The 16,064-nt window shown below is 69.6% G+C and carries 16 protein-coding genes; 8 read left to right on the top strand and 8 right to left on the bottom strand.

Features of this window, described 5'->3' with window-relative positions:
• The first annotated feature begins 7 nt into the window (after positions 1-7).
• From AB0F38_RS24775 to AB0F38_RS24760, 4 genes are all read left to right on the top strand, one after another.
• Complete coding sequence (locus AB0F38_RS24775; protein WP_361897376.1) at positions 8-187, top strand: hypothetical protein; 180 nt, start codon at positions 8-10, stop codon at positions 185-187.
• Between the two features lie 101 nt (positions 188-288).
• The gene (locus AB0F38_RS24770) at positions 289-711 is read left to right on the top strand and encodes a BlaI/MecI/CopY family transcriptional regulator (protein WP_361897373.1); all 423 of its coding nucleotides are present in this window, start codon (positions 289-291) and stop codon (positions 709-711) included.
• A gap of 9 nt (positions 712-720) precedes the next feature.
• Positions 721-1,302 carry an amino-acid N-acetyltransferase gene (locus tag AB0F38_RS24765; protein WP_361897370.1) on the top strand — a complete coding sequence of 194 codons (582 nt, stop codon included), beginning with the start codon at positions 721-723 and terminating at the stop codon, positions 1,300-1,302.
• 144 nt (positions 1,303-1,446) lie between these two features.
• Positions 1,447-1,782 carry an Lsr2 family protein gene (locus AB0F38_RS24760; RefSeq protein WP_056793525.1) on the top strand — a complete coding sequence of 112 codons (336 nt, stop codon included), beginning with the start codon at positions 1,447-1,449 and terminating at the stop codon, positions 1,780-1,782.
• Here the strand turns inward: AB0F38_RS24760 and AB0F38_RS24755 are convergent.
• Positions 1,761-2,342 (bottom strand): SCO3374 family protein, encoded by a 582-nt coding sequence (locus tag AB0F38_RS24755; RefSeq protein ID WP_361897367.1) that lies wholly within the window; start codon positions 2,340-2,342, stop codon positions 1,761-1,763. The genes AB0F38_RS24760 and AB0F38_RS24755 overlap by 22 nt on opposite strands.
• A gap of 429 nt (positions 2,343-2,771) precedes the next feature.
• On the opposite strand from AB0F38_RS24755, the gene AB0F38_RS24750 reads away from it, so the two are divergent.
• Complete coding sequence (locus AB0F38_RS24750) at positions 2,772-5,300, top strand: ATP-dependent Clp protease ATP-binding subunit (RefSeq protein ID WP_361897364.1); 2,529 nt, start codon at positions 2,772-2,774, stop codon at positions 5,298-5,300.
• A gap of 921 nt (positions 5,301-6,221) precedes the next feature.
• Positions 6,222-6,944 carry a M23 family metallopeptidase gene (locus tag AB0F38_RS24745; protein ID WP_361897361.1) on the top strand — a complete coding sequence of 241 codons (723 nt, stop codon included), beginning with the start codon at positions 6,222-6,224 and terminating at the stop codon, positions 6,942-6,944.
• 17 nt (positions 6,945-6,961) lie between these two features.
• On the opposite strand, the gene AB0F38_RS24740 is transcribed toward AB0F38_RS24745, so the two are convergent.
• On the bottom strand, positions 6,962-7,546 hold the full coding sequence (locus AB0F38_RS24740; protein WP_361897358.1) for a TetR family transcriptional regulator: 585 nt from the start codon (positions 7,544-7,546) through the stop codon (positions 6,962-6,964).
• 134 nt (positions 7,547-7,680) lie between these two features.
• Between AB0F38_RS24740 and AB0F38_RS24735 the strand changes: the two genes are divergently transcribed.
• Complete coding sequence (locus tag AB0F38_RS24735; protein ID WP_361897355.1) at positions 7,681-9,267, top strand: MDR family MFS transporter; 1,587 nt, start codon at positions 7,681-7,683, stop codon at positions 9,265-9,267.
• Between the two features lie 59 nt (positions 9,268-9,326).
• Here AB0F38_RS24735 and cseC read toward each other — a convergent pair whose 3' ends face one another.
• The 5 genes from cseC to AB0F38_RS24710 form a co-directional block, all read right to left on the bottom strand.
• Entirely contained in the window at positions 9,327-10,646 is a 1,320-nt protein-coding gene (gene cseC / locus AB0F38_RS24730; protein ID WP_361897352.1) for a two-component system sensor histidine kinase CseC, read from the bottom strand.
• Positions 10,643-11,356, bottom strand: a complete 714-nt coding sequence (gene cseB, locus AB0F38_RS24725) for a two-component system response regulator CseB (protein WP_361897349.1) — start codon at positions 11,354-11,356, stop codon at positions 10,643-10,645. Before cseB ends, cseC begins: the two co-directional genes overlap by 4 nt.
• A gap of 11 nt (positions 11,357-11,367) precedes the next feature.
• Positions 11,368-11,979 carry a hypothetical protein gene (locus AB0F38_RS24720; protein ID WP_361897347.1) on the bottom strand — a complete coding sequence of 204 codons (612 nt, stop codon included), beginning with the start codon at positions 11,977-11,979 and terminating at the stop codon, positions 11,368-11,370.
• Positions 11,980-12,062: 83 nt separating this feature from the next.
• The gene (locus AB0F38_RS24715; RefSeq protein ID WP_361897344.1) at positions 12,063-12,647 is read right to left on the bottom strand and encodes a SigE family RNA polymerase sigma factor; all 585 of its coding nucleotides are present in this window, start codon (positions 12,645-12,647) and stop codon (positions 12,063-12,065) included.
• A gap of 181 nt (positions 12,648-12,828) precedes the next feature.
• The gene (locus AB0F38_RS24710) at positions 12,829-13,731 is read right to left on the bottom strand and encodes an A/G-specific adenine glycosylase (protein WP_361897342.1); all 903 of its coding nucleotides are present in this window, start codon (positions 13,729-13,731) and stop codon (positions 12,829-12,831) included.
• Positions 13,732-14,055: 324 nt separating this feature from the next.
• Here AB0F38_RS24710 and AB0F38_RS24705 point away from each other — a divergent pair, with 324 nt between their 5' ends.
• Complete coding sequence (locus AB0F38_RS24705; RefSeq protein ID WP_361897339.1) at positions 14,056-14,808, top strand: hypothetical protein; 753 nt, start codon at positions 14,056-14,058, stop codon at positions 14,806-14,808.
• 126 nt (positions 14,809-14,934) lie between these two features.
• On the opposite strand, the gene disA is transcribed toward AB0F38_RS24705, so the two are convergent.
• A complete protein-coding gene (gene disA / locus AB0F38_RS24700; RefSeq protein ID WP_361897337.1) occupies positions 14,935-16,059 on the bottom strand; it encodes a DNA integrity scanning diadenylate cyclase DisA in 1,125 nt (374 codons plus the stop codon).
• Between the last annotated feature and the right edge of the window lie 5 nt (positions 16,060-16,064).

The raw sequence follows: 16,064 nt of genomic DNA, 5'->3' as shown, positions 1-16,064 counted from the left end.
GGGCGGCATGGACTACGTATCCGCGCTCGTGCCCCCCGTGGTGATGGCAGCCTTCTTCATCGGCCTCGTCGTGACGATCATCAAGAGTCAGGGCGGCCCGAACAAGGCCAAGGAGGACGCCGCCGTGGACGCGGCGATCGCCCGCGCCGAATCGGCACCGCAGGCCCCGCGAACCGACGGCGTCTGACCGGATCCGAGCAAGAAGGGCGCATGGCTCCTCAGGAGCTGTGCGCCCTTTTCGCGTCCCATAAATGCCCTATTTCGGACATCTAGCGCTAAGGTGACGCTGTGCCGCGCCCATTGGGAGATCTGGAAGACGCCGTGATGACGCGGGTCTGGCAATGGAACCGTCCGGTCACCGTGCGAGAAGTTCTCGAGGACCTTCAGCAGGAACGGTCCATCGCATACACGACCGTCATGACGGTAATGGACAATCTCCATCAGAAGGGCTGGGTGCGCCGAGAAGTGGACGGCCGGGCCTATCGATATACGGCGGTCTCCACCCGGGCCGCGTACTCGGCCGCACTGATGAACGAGGCCTGGTCGCGCAGCGACAACCCCGCGGCAGCCCTGGTCGCCTTCTTCGGCATGATGTCGGCCGAGCAGCGCGAGGCCCTGCGGGATGCGATGCGCATCGCCGCGCCCACCTTCCCCGAGCCGTCCGGCGACCGGAGCCCGGCCGATGAAGCGCCGCCGGAGACCGGGCGATAGCGTCAGGGCATGTCCTCAGAGCTGCCGCAAACCGAGCCGCATACCGAGCCGCATACGGATTTTCATACCGACCCGTCGGTAAAAAAGCAGGCCATCACTGTCCGGAGGGCCAGGACGAGTGATGTGGCGTCCGTCCGCGCTCTCCTCGACGGGTACGTCTCCGAAGGCATCCTGCTCGACAAAGCAACAGTGACGCTTTACGAGGACATCCAGGAGTTCTGGGTCGCCGAACGCGACGACGACGCCCGGGTCATCGGCTGCGGCGCACTGCATGTGATGTGGGAAGACCTCGCCGAAGTACGTACTCTCGCCGTCGATCACAGCATCAAGGGCGCAGGAGTAGGACACCAAGTTCTGGACAAGCTCTTGCAGACCGCGCGCTGGCTCGGCGTCCGCCGGGTTTTCTGTCTCACCTTCGAAGTGGACTTCTTCGCGAAGCACGGGTTCACCGAGATCGGAGAGACGCCCGTCGACGGAGATGTCTACAGTGAGCTCCTGCGTTCCTATGACGAGGGCGTTGCCGAGTTCCTCGGTCTCGAACGAGTGAAGCCGAACACCTTGGGCAACAGCCGCATGCTTCTGCACCTGTGATCGGCGGAAGAAGCTCGAACCCTATGTCCGAATCGCGCATGTTTCCCGTGTTCTTGCACTGCTCGACCTCTCCCAGGGGTTTGTGTTTTCCGGGGAAAAGCGGTTTCCTTTCCGCGTACTGCATTTTCGATGAAAGGAAATCCGGTGGCACAGAAGGTTCAGGTCCTTCTTGTTGACGACCTCGATGGTGGCGAGGCGGACGAGACGGTGACGTTCGCTCTGGACGGCAAGACGTACGAGATCGACCTCACCACGACCAACGCGGACAAGCTCCGTAGTCTTCTCGAGCCGTACGCCAAGAGTGGCCGTCGCACCGGTGGTCGCGCCGCGACCGGCCGTGGCAAGGGCCGCGCCGTTGCCGGTGGCAACAAGGACACCGCGGAGATCCGTAAGTGGGCGCGCGAGAACGGTCACAATGTGAATGACCGTGGCCGCGTTCCGGCCGAGATCCGTGAGGCTTACGAGAAGGCCAACGGCTGACCTGTCGGATCGGCCGACAAGTGCGTCCGGGCATGCGTCAGCCGGACCCGGTGGCATTCCGTCGCCGCCGCGTTCACGAGTCGTACGAGATCGGGAGCATTCCCGCCCCTGCTCCCGAGGCCGGCCAGGGCCGGGAGCAACGGTTCCACCTCCTGGTGCGGTTCGGGGGGCCGCAGCCAGAACGCGGCCCCCGGCAACCCTCCCGCCCCGCCGGGCGGTACGGGGGCCGCGATGTGCCCGCCCGTGCCGATGCCGATCAGGTCGAGGGTGATTCCGCCCCACTCCAGCCAGTCGAGCAGCCCGGACAGCTCGTCGGAGCTTCCCGCGGCCACCAGCAGCCGCATCCGCTGCCCCGCCAGTGCCACGGGGCCGCTGCGGCCGACCCGGCGCAGCGCGGCGTGACCTGCCACCGCGGGGAGCTCCAGCACGTCGAAGCGCAGCCCCGTCAGCAGCCGTACGGGCGAGGTCCCCGCAGTGGCCCAGTCGAGCTCGCGTGTGTACCACTGCGCCCATGCGTCGGATCCCGGCGACGGGCGGGGGGGCGGGACGAGGGGAGCCATGACCGATGAACCGTCGAACCCGGCGGGGAGTTACGCATCGTGCGTGATCGATTGCTGGCCGTGTCCGTGTTGGGGGCGTACGGGAGCATTCGGCAGCCCGAAGTTGTTCGCCCGTAGCGGAGGGAACGGGGGTGCGCCGCATGGACTGTCAGTGAGTGCGGGTAAGACATCCCTAGTGGGAAGGGGCGACACGCGGGCAAAAACGTCTCACGTTCGCCATCGGCGTACTGGCGAAAGGGCTATCTGCCTGGCCTGCGGGAACATCGTCTCGCACCATCGGGTTGGAGCAGTTGTCGGCGTTCGCGGCAGGAGGCCATCGACGGGTGTCGGCAGTTGAAATGAGCGGTCCCCGCTTGCGGGACTAAGCTGCGGAAGGACAGGGAGGGGACCGACCCCTTACTGCCTGACCGCTCTGAGGAGCGATTAACGATGTTCGAGAGGTTCACCGACCGCGCGCGGCGGGTTGTCGTCCTGGCTCAGGAAGAAGCCCGGATGCTCAACCACAACTACATCGGCACCGAGCACATCCTCCTGGGCCTGATCCACGAGGGTGAGGGTGTCGCCGCTAAGGCCCTGGAGAGCCTCGGGATTTCGCTCGAGGCGGTCCGCCAGCAGGTGGAGGAGATCATCGGTCAGGGCCAGCAGGCCCCGTCCGGTCACATCCCCTTCACACCCCGGGCCAAGAAGGTCCTGGAGCTGTCGCTCCGCGAGGCACTTCAGCTCGGCCACAACTACATCGGTACCGAGCACATCCTGCTCGGCCTGATCCGCGAGGGCGAGGGTGTCGCAGCCCAGGTCCTCGTGAAGCTGGGCGCCGACCTGAACCGGGTGCGGCAGCAGGTCATCCAGCTGCTCTCCGGGTACTCGGGAGGCAAGGAGGCAGCCACGGCAGGCGGCCCCGCGGAGGGCACCCCCTCCACGTCCCTGGTGCTCGACCAGTTCGGCCGGAATCTCACCCAGGCCGCTCGTGAGTCCAAGCTCGACCCGGTCATCGGGCGCGAGAAGGAGATCGAGCGGGTCATGCAGGTGCTGTCCCGCCGCACCAAGAACAACCCGGTTCTCATCGGCGAGCCCGGCGTCGGCAAGACGGCGGTCGTCGAGGGCCTGGCACAGGCCATCGTCAAGGGCGAGGTGCCCGAGACCCTCAAGGACAAGCACCTCTACACCCTCGACCTCGGTGCGCTGGTCGCCGGTTCCCGCTACCGCGGTGACTTCGAGGAGCGCCTGAAGAAGGTCCTCAAGGAGATCCGCACCCGCGGCGACATCATCCTGTTCATCGACGAGCTCCACACCCTGGTGGGTGCGGGTGCCGCCGAGGGCGCGATCGACGCGGCGAGCATCCTCAAGCCCATGCTGGCGCGAGGCGAGCTCCAGACCATCGGTGCCACGACGCTCGACGAGTACCGCAAGCACCTGGAGAAGGACGCCGCGCTCGAGCGCCGCTTCCAGCCCATCCAGGTCGCGGAGCCGTCGCTGCCGCACACCATCGAGATCCTCAAGGGTCTGCGCGACCGTTACGAGGCCCATCACCGGGTGTCCATCACGGACGAGGCGCTGGTCCAGGCCGCCACCCTGGCCGACCGCTACATCTCGGACCGCTTCCTGCCGGACAAGGCGATCGACCTGATCGACGAGGCCGGCTCCAGGATGCGCATCCGCCGGATGACCGCGCCGCCGGACCTTCGCGAGTTCGACGAAAAGATCGCGGGTGTCCGCCGCGACAAGGAGTCGGCGATCGACTCCCAGGACTTCGAGAAGGCAGCTTCCCTCCGTGACAAGGAGAAGCAGCTGCTGGCGGCGAAGGCCAAGCGGGAGAAGGAGTGGAAGGCCGGCGACATGGACGTCGTGGCGGAGGTCGACGGCGAGCTCATCGCCGAAGTCCTGGCCACGGCCACGGGTATTCCGGTCTTCAAGCTGACGGAGGAGGAATCCTCCCGTCTGCTGCGCATGGAGGACGAGCTCCACAAGCGCGTCATCGGCCAGAAGGACGCCATCAAGGCCCTCTCGCAGGCGATCCGCCGTACGCGAGCCGGTCTGAAGGACCCGAAGCGCCCCGGTGGCTCGTTCATCTTCGCCGGTCCGTCCGGTGTCGGTAAGACGGAGCTCTCCAAGACGCTCGCCGAATTCCTCTTCGGCGACGAGGACGCGCTGATCTCCCTCGACATGTCGGAGTTCAGCGAGAAGCACACGGTTTCCCGTCTCTTCGGTTCGCCCCCCGGTTACGTGGGCTACGAAGAGGGCGGCCAGCTCACCGAGAAGGTGCGCCGCAAGCCGTTCTCCGTCGTTCTCTTCGACGAGGTCGAGAAGGCCCACCCCGATATCTTCAATTCCCTGCTCCAGATTCTGGAGGACGGTCGCCTGACCGACTCCCAGGGCCGGGTCGTGGACTTCAAGAACACGGTCATCATCATGACGACCAACCTCGGGACCCGGGACATCTCCAAGGGCTTCAACCTGGGCTTCGCCGCCCAGGGCGACGTGAAGACGAACTACGAGCGGATGAAGGTCAAGGTCAACGAAGAGCTCAAGCAGCACTTCCGGCCCGAGTTCCTCAACCGTGTCGACGACACGGTCGTCTTCCACCAGCTCACCGAGGAAGACATCATCCAGATCGTCGACCTGATGGTCGCCAAGGTGGATGAGCGCCTCAAGGACCGCGACATGGGTCTGGAGCTCAGCCCCGGCGCCAAGTCGCTCCTGGCGAAGAAGGGCTACGACCCCGTGATGGGCGCCCGGCCGCTGCGCCGGACGATCCAGCGCGAGATCGAGGACATCCTCTCCGAGAAGATCCTCTTCGGTGAGCTGCGCCCCGGTCACATCGTGGTCGTCGACACCGAGGGCGAGGGAGACGAGAAGAAGTTCTCCTTCCGCGGCGAGGAGAAGTCGGCACTGCCCGACGTCCCGCCGATCGAGCAGGCGGCAGGCGGCGCCGGCCCGAACCTGACGAAGGAAGCGTAGGGGCGCGTAGCGCCTGAGCGTGTGGGGCTGCCCCGGACCGGTCAACGGTCCGGGGCAGCCCCATTTCCGCGTCCGGCGGGTGAACGGGCCCCAGGCGCCGGCGGCGCCCCCTCCACGGCGACGGGTGCCGGGCGCCCGCTGCCCGGCCCGGGGTGGTCTCCCTCCGCCCGGGGCAGGGGCGATGCCTCGGTGGTCCGGGGCGGGCGGTGTGCTTTCCGCGCGGTGCGGGTGTCCACCCGGGCCAAGAAAGGACGGTCCGCCGTCCGCGCGGTGCGGGTGTCCACCCGGGCCATGGAAGGACGGTCCGCCGTCCGCGCCACGCGGGCGCCCGCCCTGGCCGTGCCCGGTCCTGCCAGGGCACCCGAGGACTGGGCACATCGGCCGGCGGGGCGGGCGCCCGCTGCGGGTCCGCGTCCGTGCTGCCCGGGCGCGGACCGCCCGGCACGGCGTGATCCGTGCGCTCCGGCAGGGTTCCGGGTTCCCTTCCGGGCGCCGGAAGGCCGCATTCTGCCCCGCGCAGGAGGTCCCGAAACGGAAGGCCTTTGGTCCCACCGGCGGTGACAAGGCGCACAGCCCTTCAGGGGCCTACTACGCGAGGTAGGAGCAATGTCCTTGATCGCTCAAGGGGCCTTGGTCCCGGACTGCGACGGGACCTTCGGCATGGAGGGGTGATACGCCCGGAACGCCGCCCTGTGTCCGCTGATGGGGCTTTCGGGCTGCGGCTAAACCTGTTCCAGGGATCTGATCGAGGTGGGGTTCCCGGGGTCGCTCGGCGAGGGGTGCGGCGATGAATTCCCCAGGGGGTTTCTACGGCTTTTCTTCGTAGATGGGGGGTTTGAGTGTTGCCCGGGGTGCGGGTTACCAAGGTGGAGCAAGCCCGGTCCGAGCACTGGGTCCAGTCACCCCGGAGGTTCTCCCCGCATGTCGAAGCGCGTTACGTTCCAGCACTCCCGCCGCCCGTCCATGTCCCGCGTCAGTGGCGCCGTCGTGGCCGCGGGCCTGGGTGCGTCGATGGTGTTCGGTGCGGGCGCGGCGTTCGCGTCCGGCACGACGGGCACCGCGGGTACCGCGGCCCTCGCCGGCGCGGCCACCGCCGAATCCGTCGCCCTGCAGGCGACCGCCCAGAGCAAGGCCGCCGACGCGGTCAAGAAGTCCTCCGCCGACAAGAAGGCCGAGAAGAAGGCCGCGGCCAAGAAGAAGGCCGCGGCCGCGAAGAAGAAGGCACGCTCGTGGGAGGCCCCGGTCAACCGCTACGTGCTGAGCGCGACCTACGGCACCGGCGGCGACCGCTGGGCCAGCAAGCACTCCGGCCAGGACTTCGCGGTGCCGATCGGTACCAAGGTCGAGGCCGTGCACTCCGGCCGGGTCGTCAAGGCGGGCCCGAACGGCGGCGGCGACGGTCCCGCGTACGGCAACGCCATCGTGATCAAGCACTCCAACGGCAAGTACTCGCAGTACGCGCACCTGTCCAGGATCGACGTGAACGTCGGCGACCGCGTGAAGACGGGCGAGAAGATCGCCCTGTCCGGCAACACCGGGAACTCCAGCGGCCCGCACCTCCACTTCGAGATCCGGACCTCCCCGAACTACGGCTCGGCGATCAACCCGGTCTCCTACCTGAAGACCGAGCACGTCCACATCTGACGCGGTGCCCCTGGCGGTCAAACGGCAGGGCCCGGTTCATGAGCCTTGGTCACCAGCTCGACGGCGACCTCGAGAGCAGCCTTGCGCTTCTCCTCGGGGTCGCCTTCGGCGTCTCTGAGGGCGAGCATCCCCGCGTGCATCGCGAAGAGTGCGGTGAAGCAGCGCACCTGGTCGGTGAGCGGGGCGTCGGGTTCCTTGACCAGGTCCACCAGGGCGATGACCCGGTGCTTGATGGTGTGGCCGATGCTCAGGTCGCGCACGGTCGCCTGGTTCTCCTGCATGAAGCGGAAGAGCGGCGCGGCGACGTCGAGCGCCTCGCTGTAGCGGACCAGGATCTCCTTCTTCGTCTCCAGGGTGCGAGGCTGCTCCTTGCCCCAGGCGATGAGCTCCTCGACGGGCCGGTTCAGGTCCTCGAAGATGCTGTTGAGGATGTCTTCCTTGGTCTTGAAGTGGTAGTACAGCGCCGCCTTGGTGACCTGTAGCTGCTCGGCGATCTCGCGGAGAGAGGTCTTCTCGTAGCCCTGCTCGGCGAACAGGGCGAGGGCGACGTCCTGAATGCGCTGGCGGGTGTTGCCCCGGCGCGGCTGCGGCGTGCTGCCCATACGACTCTCCCAAGAACTTACTTGACGACCGGCTAGTGGCGGGTCTACTTTCCTCAGTGTAGCCAACTAGCCGGGCGGCAAGTAAGCGTATGTCCGGTGACAGACCGGACAGCAGGGGCAGGGGAGCGCGCGACATGGCTGAGCTGAGGAAATCGACCACGGCCGGGAAACCGGAACCACGGGCACGCAGCGTCCGGGTGGTGGTTCTCGCCCTGATGATCACGATGCTGCTGGCCATGCTCGACAACCTGATCGTCGGCACCGCGATGCCGACGATCGTCGGCGACCTGGGCGGTATGGAACACCTGTCCTGGGTGGTTACCGCCTACACCCTGGCCACGGCCGCCTCCACCCCGATCTGGGGCAAGCTCGGCGACCTGTACGGACGCAAGGGCATCTTCCTCACGTCCATCGTGATCTTCCTGGTCGGCTCGGTGCTGAGCGGAATGGCCCAGGACATGGGCCAGCTCATCGGATTCCGGGCGGTGCAGGGCCTCGGCGCAGGCGGCCTGATGGTCGGCGTCATGGCGATCATCGGAGATCTGGTGCCGCCCCGGGAGCGCGGCAGGTACCAGGGGATGATGGCCGGCGTGATGGCGATCGCCATGATCGGCGGCCCGCTGGTCGGCGGCACCATCACCGACCACCTGGGCTGGCGCTGGAGCTTCTACATCAACCTGCCCCTGGGCGCCGTCGCCCTGGCCATGGTCAGTGTGGTGCTGCACCTGCCAAGGAAGGAGCGGACGAAGGCCGGCATCGACTACCTGGGCGCCGCGCTGCTCACCGTCGGCATCACCGCGATCGTGCTGGTCACCACCTGGGGCGGCACGGAGTACGCGTGGGACTCCGCCGTGATCATGGAGCTCATCGCACTGGGCGTGGCCTCCCTCGTCGGCTTCGTCTTCGTCGAGACGAAGGCCGCCGAACCGGTCATCCCGCTGCACATCTTCCGCAACCGCAACTTCACCCTCATGTCGGTGATCGGGTTCATGGCCGGCTTCGTGATGTTCGGAGCCGTTCTCTTCCTGCCGCTGTTCCAGCAGTCGGTGCAGGGCGCGTCCGCGACCAACTCCGGACTGCTGCTCCTGCCGATGCTGGTCTCGATGATGATCGTCTCGCTGATCGCCGGCCGGGTCACCACCAGCACCGGCAAGTACAAGGTGTTCCCGATCGTGGGCAGCGCCCTGATGGTCACGGGCCTGTTCCTGCTCGCCACCATGGACACCGGCACCACACGCCTCACCTCCGGCATCCACATGGTGGTGCTCGGCGCGGGCATGGGCTTCCTGATGCAGATCACCATGCTCGTCGCGCAGAACAGCGTGGAGCTCAAGGACATGGGCGTCGCCTCCTCCGCGACCACCCTCTTCCGTACGCTCGGCAGTTCCTTCGGCGTCGCGATCATGGGCGCGCTGTTCACCGGGCGGGTCCAGGACGAGATGGCGGCGCGCGGCGGCGGTGGAGCCACCGACGAGTCCGCCCAGCTGGGGGCGGCGAGCCTGGCCAAGCTGCCGGACGCGGTGCGCGAGGCGTACGAGGCCGCGGTGGCATCAGGCACGCACCTCGCCTTCCTGGTGGGCGGTTCGGTCGCGATCACGGCTCTGCTGGCGGCGCTGTTCGTCAAGGAGGTCCCGCTGCGGGGCGCCGCGAAGCCGGAGAACTCCGCGGGCGACGACGGCGGCGCACCCTCGCACCCGGCCAGGGAGTCGCAGACCGTCTGACCAGCGACACGGAGGGGCCCCGGAGAGCGATCGCCCCCGGGCCCCTTCGCACCCGCGGGTCAGTCCGCCTGCCGCAGGACGGGGAAGCTCCCGGTGTTGGTCGGTGCGTGCTCCGGCAGCCACAGCACGGCGACCGCACCGCCCGTGCCGTCCGCGGTCCCGGCGGGCGCCGCGTTGCGGAAGGTCAGCCGGGCGCCCAGGACCCGCGCCTGCCCGGCGGCGATCGTCAGCCCCAGACCATGACCGCGTCCGGCCCGGTCCGTACTTCCGGTGCGGAACCGGCTCGGCCCGTCCCGCAGCAGCGCCTCCGGGAAACCGGGCCCGTGGTCGCGGACCCGCACCACCCGGCCCTCGACCGTCACCTCGACCGGCCCGGACCCGTGCTTGGCGGCGTTCCCCAGGAGATTGCCCAGGATGCGTTCCAGGCGGCGCGGATCCGTGGACACCCACGACTCGTGCACCACCTGCACCGTGATCTCCGGTCTCAGCAGACCGACCCGCCGGCTGACGAACTCACCCAGCGGCAGCTCCTGCAGCTCGGCCCGCTCCGAGGCACTGTCCAGCCGGGCCACTTCGAGCACGTCCTCGACCAGGGTCCGCATCGCCTGCGCCCGGTCCCGTACGAGCTCCGTGGGCCTGCCCGGCGGCAGCAGCTCGGCCGCGGTGAGCAGCCCGGTCACCGGCGTGCGCAGCTCGTGGGCGATGTCCGCGGTGACCCGGCGCTCCGCCTCGATCCGCTCGTTCAGCGCGTCCGTGAGCGCGTCCACGGCGCGGGCCAGCTCATCGGTCTCGTCCCGTACGACGCCGCCGACGGCCTCCCGCACCCGTACATCCGTATTGCCCTGGGCGACCTTGCCGGCCGCTGCCGCCGCCTTGCGCAGCCTGCGGGACAACTGGCCGCCGATCAGGACCCCCAGCGCGCAGCCCCCGAAGACGACCGAGACCGAGCCGATGATCAGCGCCCGGTCGAGGTCACCCATGATCGTGGCGCTGCGGTCGGCGAACCGGGTGTGCAGCGACAGGACGTCCCCGTTGGCCAGCGGTACGGCCGCCCAGACGTCGGGCACCCCGTCGGCGTACTCGTCGACATGGGTGGCACGCCGGTTGTCCCGGATCTGGTCGCGCAGGCCGGCGGGCAGCCCGGGATCGTTGAGCTTGGCGCCGAACTTCGGCGACGGCTTCTGCGTGTTCGATGCCTCGTACAGCCGCTGGGCGAACAGGAGCCGCTCCAGCTGCACCTCACGGGCGTTTTCCAGCATCGAGACGCGCGCGGCGTTGTGGACGACGAGGCTCAGCGTCAGGGCGATGAGAGCGCCGACCGCGGCGATCGCGATGCTGATCTTCCAGCGGACACCGGTCCGCAGCGCGAGCCGCTTCATGCGCGGAGCTTGTAGCCGAAGCCGCGGACCGTCTCGATCCGGTCCTGCCCGATCTTGGTGCGCAGCCGTTGCACATGGACGTCCACGACCCGGGTGTCACCGCCCCAGCCGTAGTCCCAGACCCGCTCCAGGAGTTTGTCCCGGGAGAGCACCGTGCCGGGCGCCGAGGAGAACTCCAGCAGCAGCCGCATCTCGGTGGGCGTGAGGCCCACCTGGGCGCCCGCCCGGCGCACCTCCATGCCCTCGGTGTCGATCTCCACGTCGCCGAAGACCAGGACACCGTCCGTGTGCCCGGACGTCTCGCCGCCCATGGCGCCCGGCTGCCCGCCCGGGCCCGAGGCATGCCCGAAACGCCGCAGGACGGCGCGGATCCGGGCGACCAGTACCGCCCCGTCGAACGGCTTCGTGACGTAGTCGTCGGCCCCGGCCTCCAGGCCGAGCACCACATCGATCGAGTCGGCCCGCGCCGACAGCATGATCACGGGGACGGTCGACTCGTCCCGGATGCGGCGGCACAGGCTGACCCCGTCGAGCCCCGGCACCATCACGTCGAGCAGTGCGATGTCCGGACGGTCGGCCCGGAAGGCCTCCAGGCCACGCAGGCCGTCGGGCATCGCGGTCACCGTGAAACCGACGCGTTCCAGCGCGAGCTGGGTGGCCTCGCGGATGACGTCGTCGTCCTCGACGAAGAGGACATGGGTCTCTGCCATGCGGGCAGTCCTCAGTTCTGCGGCCTCGTCGGCGCGGGAAGGTCGCCCTCGCCGCTGCCGAGGGCCCGGTTGAAGTCGTTGTGCACCCGGTCGGTCTCGGTGAACCGGGTGGCCGCCCAGCGATACGTGATGACGTCCTCGCCGGAGGGGTAGGCGACCGCGTCCTTCGACCCGTACACCTGGGTCGTCACCACCAGGTCGCCGCGGTCGATGGTCCCGTATACCGCGGGCATCTCGGCCGCGAAGACGTTCTCGTACGAACCGTCCGTCCGCTCCCGGTAGACGTATGTGCCGACCCCCACCGAGTCGCCGCAGGTCATCACGTTGACCACCACATCGGCGGCCGGACCGTCGGTCAGCGTGCCGTACGAGGTGTCCACCGGGTACTCGTCGCCCGCGCAGGGCTTCAGGTCGTTCCTGATCCGCCCGCTCACCTCCGGGTCAGCCTTGAGGAGCGGCACGGCGTCGACCCGCGCCGCGGGCTTCGCCGTCCCGGTGGGCACGGTGGTCGAGGGCGTGGCCCGGGCGACCGGCTGCGTGGCCGCCGGGCCCTCGTCACGGGTGCCCGTGCCGCCGGTGGAACAGCCAGCGCAGAACAGCCCGAAGGTGAGGAGTCCGGCCATGGCCGTACTCCCCGCCGCCAGACCGGCCCGGAGCGTGCTGCCCCGGCCGGCCGCCGATGTGCCCGTTTCGTCACCGCTGCCTGTCAGGCCGCGCACCGCTCCCGCCCCCGCTCGTCATGACGCCTGTCCGGCTGCGCCGGCATCCGCGCCGGTGCGCCCTCGGCCTCCCGGCTCCGGGCGGCACGGTCCTCCAGCTCCTGGCGCAGTCGTGCCAGGGCCCGGTGGAGCGTGCTCTTCACCGTACCGGCCGACATGCCGAGTGCCGCGGCCGTCTCCTCCGTGCTCATCTGCTCCCAGTGTCGCAGCACGACCACGCTGCGCTGCTTCGGAGCCAGGACCCCCAGGACGTCCATGAGCAGGGCGCGGTCGGCGCGCTGCTCGGTGCCGTCGTCGACGCTCGCGTCGGGGAGCTGCTCGGTGGGGACCTCTTCGAGCCTGCGGGCCCGCCACCACTCCGTACGCGTATTGATCATGACGCGGCGCAGATAGGCATCGGCCAGGGACTTGTCGGCGATGCCGTCCCAGCGTCCGTAGGTGCGGACCAGGGCGGTCTGCAGCAGGTCCTGCGCGTCCACGGGATCGGGGACCAGCCGGCGGGCACTGCGCAGCAGCGCGTCATGCCGGGTGCGTACGTACTCCTCGAACTCGAGCACCTGGCCCTGCGCCATAACAACCGCCTCCGTCGCCGTGCGTCCCCGTGATGTCGCCGCCGGCAGGTGGTCCCGTCGCCGACGCCGATGACGCTACGGAGGGGTTGTCACGAGGGTGTGCGGAGCAGCCGTACACGGACGCACGGCTGTCCATCGGTTGTGTAACAGCCGCTGGACAGCCCGGTCCGCCGGTGCGGTGTCAGGTCAGAGGAAGCCGGTACCGGCCGTTCGCCAGGGGTTCCACCAGGCCGTCGGCGACCAGCCCGTCCAGGGCACGTGCCCGCTGCACGGGCTCCTCCCACACGGAGTCCAGCGCGGACTGCGGCACCGGTGCGACCGACTCGCGCAGGACGGCGAGCAGCCGGCCCCGCACCTGCCGGTCCGTACCGGCATAGGTCTGGCCCCGGCGCGGCGGTCCCTGGTGGGCGGGCTTCCCGGCCAGCCGCCAGGCGCACTGTCCGGCGATCGGGCAGCGCGTGCAGTCCTCGTTCTTCGCGGTGCACACGAGTGCGCCGAGCTCCATCGTCGCCGCCGCCCAGCGGGCCGCGCGCTCGTCCTCCTCGGGGAGCAGGGCACGGGCGAGCTTGCGCTCGGCCGCGGTGGTCGCGTTCGGCGGGTACTGGATGCCCGACGCCGCCCGGGCGAACACCCGGCGGACGTTCGTGTCGAGTACGGCATGACGCTGGCCGTACGCGAACGAGGCCACGGCCGCCGCCGTGTACTCGCCGATCCCCGGCAGTGCGAGCAGCTGGGCGTGCTCGCTCGGCACGTCGCCGCCGTGCCGTTCCGCTATCGCCTGGGCGGCCCCGTGCAGGCGCAGGGCGCGTCGCGGGTAGCCGAGCCGGCCCCAGGCACGGACCGCCTCACCGGGCGCGTCGGCGGCCAGGTCGGCGGGGCGCGGCCAGCGGGCCAGCCACTGTTCGTACACCGGGAGGACCCGGTTCACCGGGGTCTGCTGCAGCATGAACTCGCTCACCATCACACCCCAGGCACCCGCTTCGGGGCGGCGCCAGGGCAGATCGCGGGCGTGCTGCTCGAACCACCCGATGACGGGGGTGTGGAGGGAGGCGGGGGGCGTCTGTGTCGTCGTCGTGGCAGTCATCGCACCTACGATCCTGGCACGGAAGACGGGACATGGGGCACGGCTACGGGGGTGTCGGCCCGGCTGAGGGCTCACGGGGTGATAACGCCACCCGTTCTGTCCCTTCGCGCCGGGACCGGCGGGGCCCGAGCGGCACAAAGTGGCTGGAAGCGGCCAGGAACGGCCGCTCCGTGATGATGATCCGGAAAACTTGTCGGTCAGAGCGGCGGGTGGGGGCCGGAGTCGGTCCGGAACTCTCGTAGAGTTCGGGACGTGGGATCTATGCGCAATCCGGTCGGGCCGCTTCCCTCCAGCATCTACTGGCGTCGGAGGGCAGGAGCGGCGATGGTGATCGCGCTGCTCGCGGCGCTGATCGCGTGGGCCGTCACCTCGGGCGGCGGCGAGGCGAAGAAGGACGACGGGAAGCCCGGGGACGCGGCTCCCGCCCCCTCCATCACGCCAGGCCCCACCACCTCCGGTCCGGACGTCGGCCAACCGCCGGGCGGGCGCGACGAGTCGGGGGAGACCGGCGGTGGCGAGGCCTCCGGCGGCGGCACCGGGGACGCGGGGACGGGCGGCGAGAGCGGATCGGGCGGCTCGGGACCGAGTGGCACCGCCTCGTCCGGGTCCGGATCCGCGGGGACGGGCACGGGCGGCGGCGGAGCGGCCGGCGAGCAGGTACCGGCAGGTTCTCCCCTTCCCAACTGCACGTCCGCGGCCCTTCAGTTGAGCCTGAAGACGGAGATCAGCTACGGTCCCGACGACAAGCCGGTGTTCCGTCTGGTCGCCAGGAACACCTCGGCCACCGACTGCAAGACCGACGTCGGCCCGAAGAGCGCGGTGCTCACGATCACCGAGGCCGGCGGGGACGACGAACAGCTGTGGTCGTCCAAGGACTGTCCGCGGACGGGTGCCTTCTTCCTGAAGGTTCCGGCGGGCGCGACGGTCGTCCACACCGTGAAGTGGGACCGCAAGCAGAGCGCGCCCGGGTGCGCGACACCCCCTGCGGGCACAGCGGCGCCCGGCACGTACCTGCTGGAGGCGAAGGCCCCGGGCGAGCCCGTCGAGCGGGCCTCGTTCGTCCTCGCCAAGGACTGACCCGGCGCTCCGGGGCGGCTCCGGCAGCGGGGCCGCTTCCGAGGAGCGGTCGCCCGTGTCCGTCCGGCCCGGGAGGGAAGCGGCGGCGGTCACCGGTCGAGCCCGGTGCGCCCCACCCCGGTCCGACTAGACGTACCGCTCGAGGATCGACGACTCCGCCAGCCGCGAGAGGCCCTCGCGCACACTCCGCGCCCGCGCCTCGCCGACCCCGTCCACCGTCTGCAGGTCGTCCACACTCGCGGCGAGCAGCTTCTGCAGACCGCCGAAGTGCTCGACCAGCCGCTCGATGATCGCCCCCGGCAGCCTCGGCACCTTCGCCAGCAGCCGGAAGCCGCGCGGGGACACCGCCGAGTCCAGCGTCTCCGGCGAGCCGCTGTATCCCAGCGCCCTTGCCACCACCGGGAGTTCGAGCAGCTCGGTGTGCGTGAGGGCGTCCAGCTCGGTCAGCGCCTCCGCGACCGTGCGGGACCGCTTCGCGGTCGGCTCGGGCACGTAGTCGCGCACGACCAGCTCCCGCTCCGGCTCCACGCCCGCGATCAACTCGTCGAGCTGGAGCGACAGAAGCCGGCCGTCGGTGCCCAGCTCCACCACGTACTCGGCGATCTCGGTCGCGATCCTGCGCACCATCTCCAGCCGCTGCGCGACCGCCGTGACGTCGCGGACCGTCACCAGGTCCTCGATCTCCAGCGCGGAGAGCGTCCCGGCGACCTCGTCCAGCCGGAGCTTGTACCGCTCCAGCGTGGCGAGTGCCTGGTTGGCGCGGGACAGGATGGCGGAGGACTCCTCCAGGACCCGCCGTTCCCCGTCCACGTACAGCGCGATCAGGCGCATCGACTGGGAGACCGAGACGACCGGGAAGCCGCACGCCTTGGAGACCCGGTCCGCCGTGCGGTGACGGGTGCCCGTCTCCTCGGTGGGGATCGAGGCGTCCGGGACCAGCTGCACGCCGGCCCGCAGGATCTTGGTCATGTCCTTGTCGAGGATCAGCGCGCCGTCCAGCTTGCACAGCTCGCGCAACCGCGTCGCGGTGAATTCCACGTCCAGCACGAATCCGCCGGTACACATGGATTCGACGGTTTTGTCCATGCCGAGCACGATCAGTCCGCCGGTGTTGCCGCGCAGGATGCGCTCCAGGCCGTCACGAAGGGCCATGCCGGGCGCGACCGCGCTCAACGAGGCACGCATCAGCCACTCGTTACCCGTGCCTTGGCCGGACTTTCCGGGCGATGCTGCCCGGTCGCTGGCTGCCACTGCAC

The organism is Streptomyces sp. NPDC025273 (assembly GCF_040638585.1).
In the GTDB taxonomy this organism is placed as follows: domain Bacteria; phylum Actinomycetota; class Actinomycetes; order Streptomycetales; family Streptomycetaceae; genus Streptomyces; species Streptomyces cinereorectus.
Note: the sequence above shows the minus strand (reverse complement) of the source record. Positions and strands in the feature narration are given on the sequence as shown.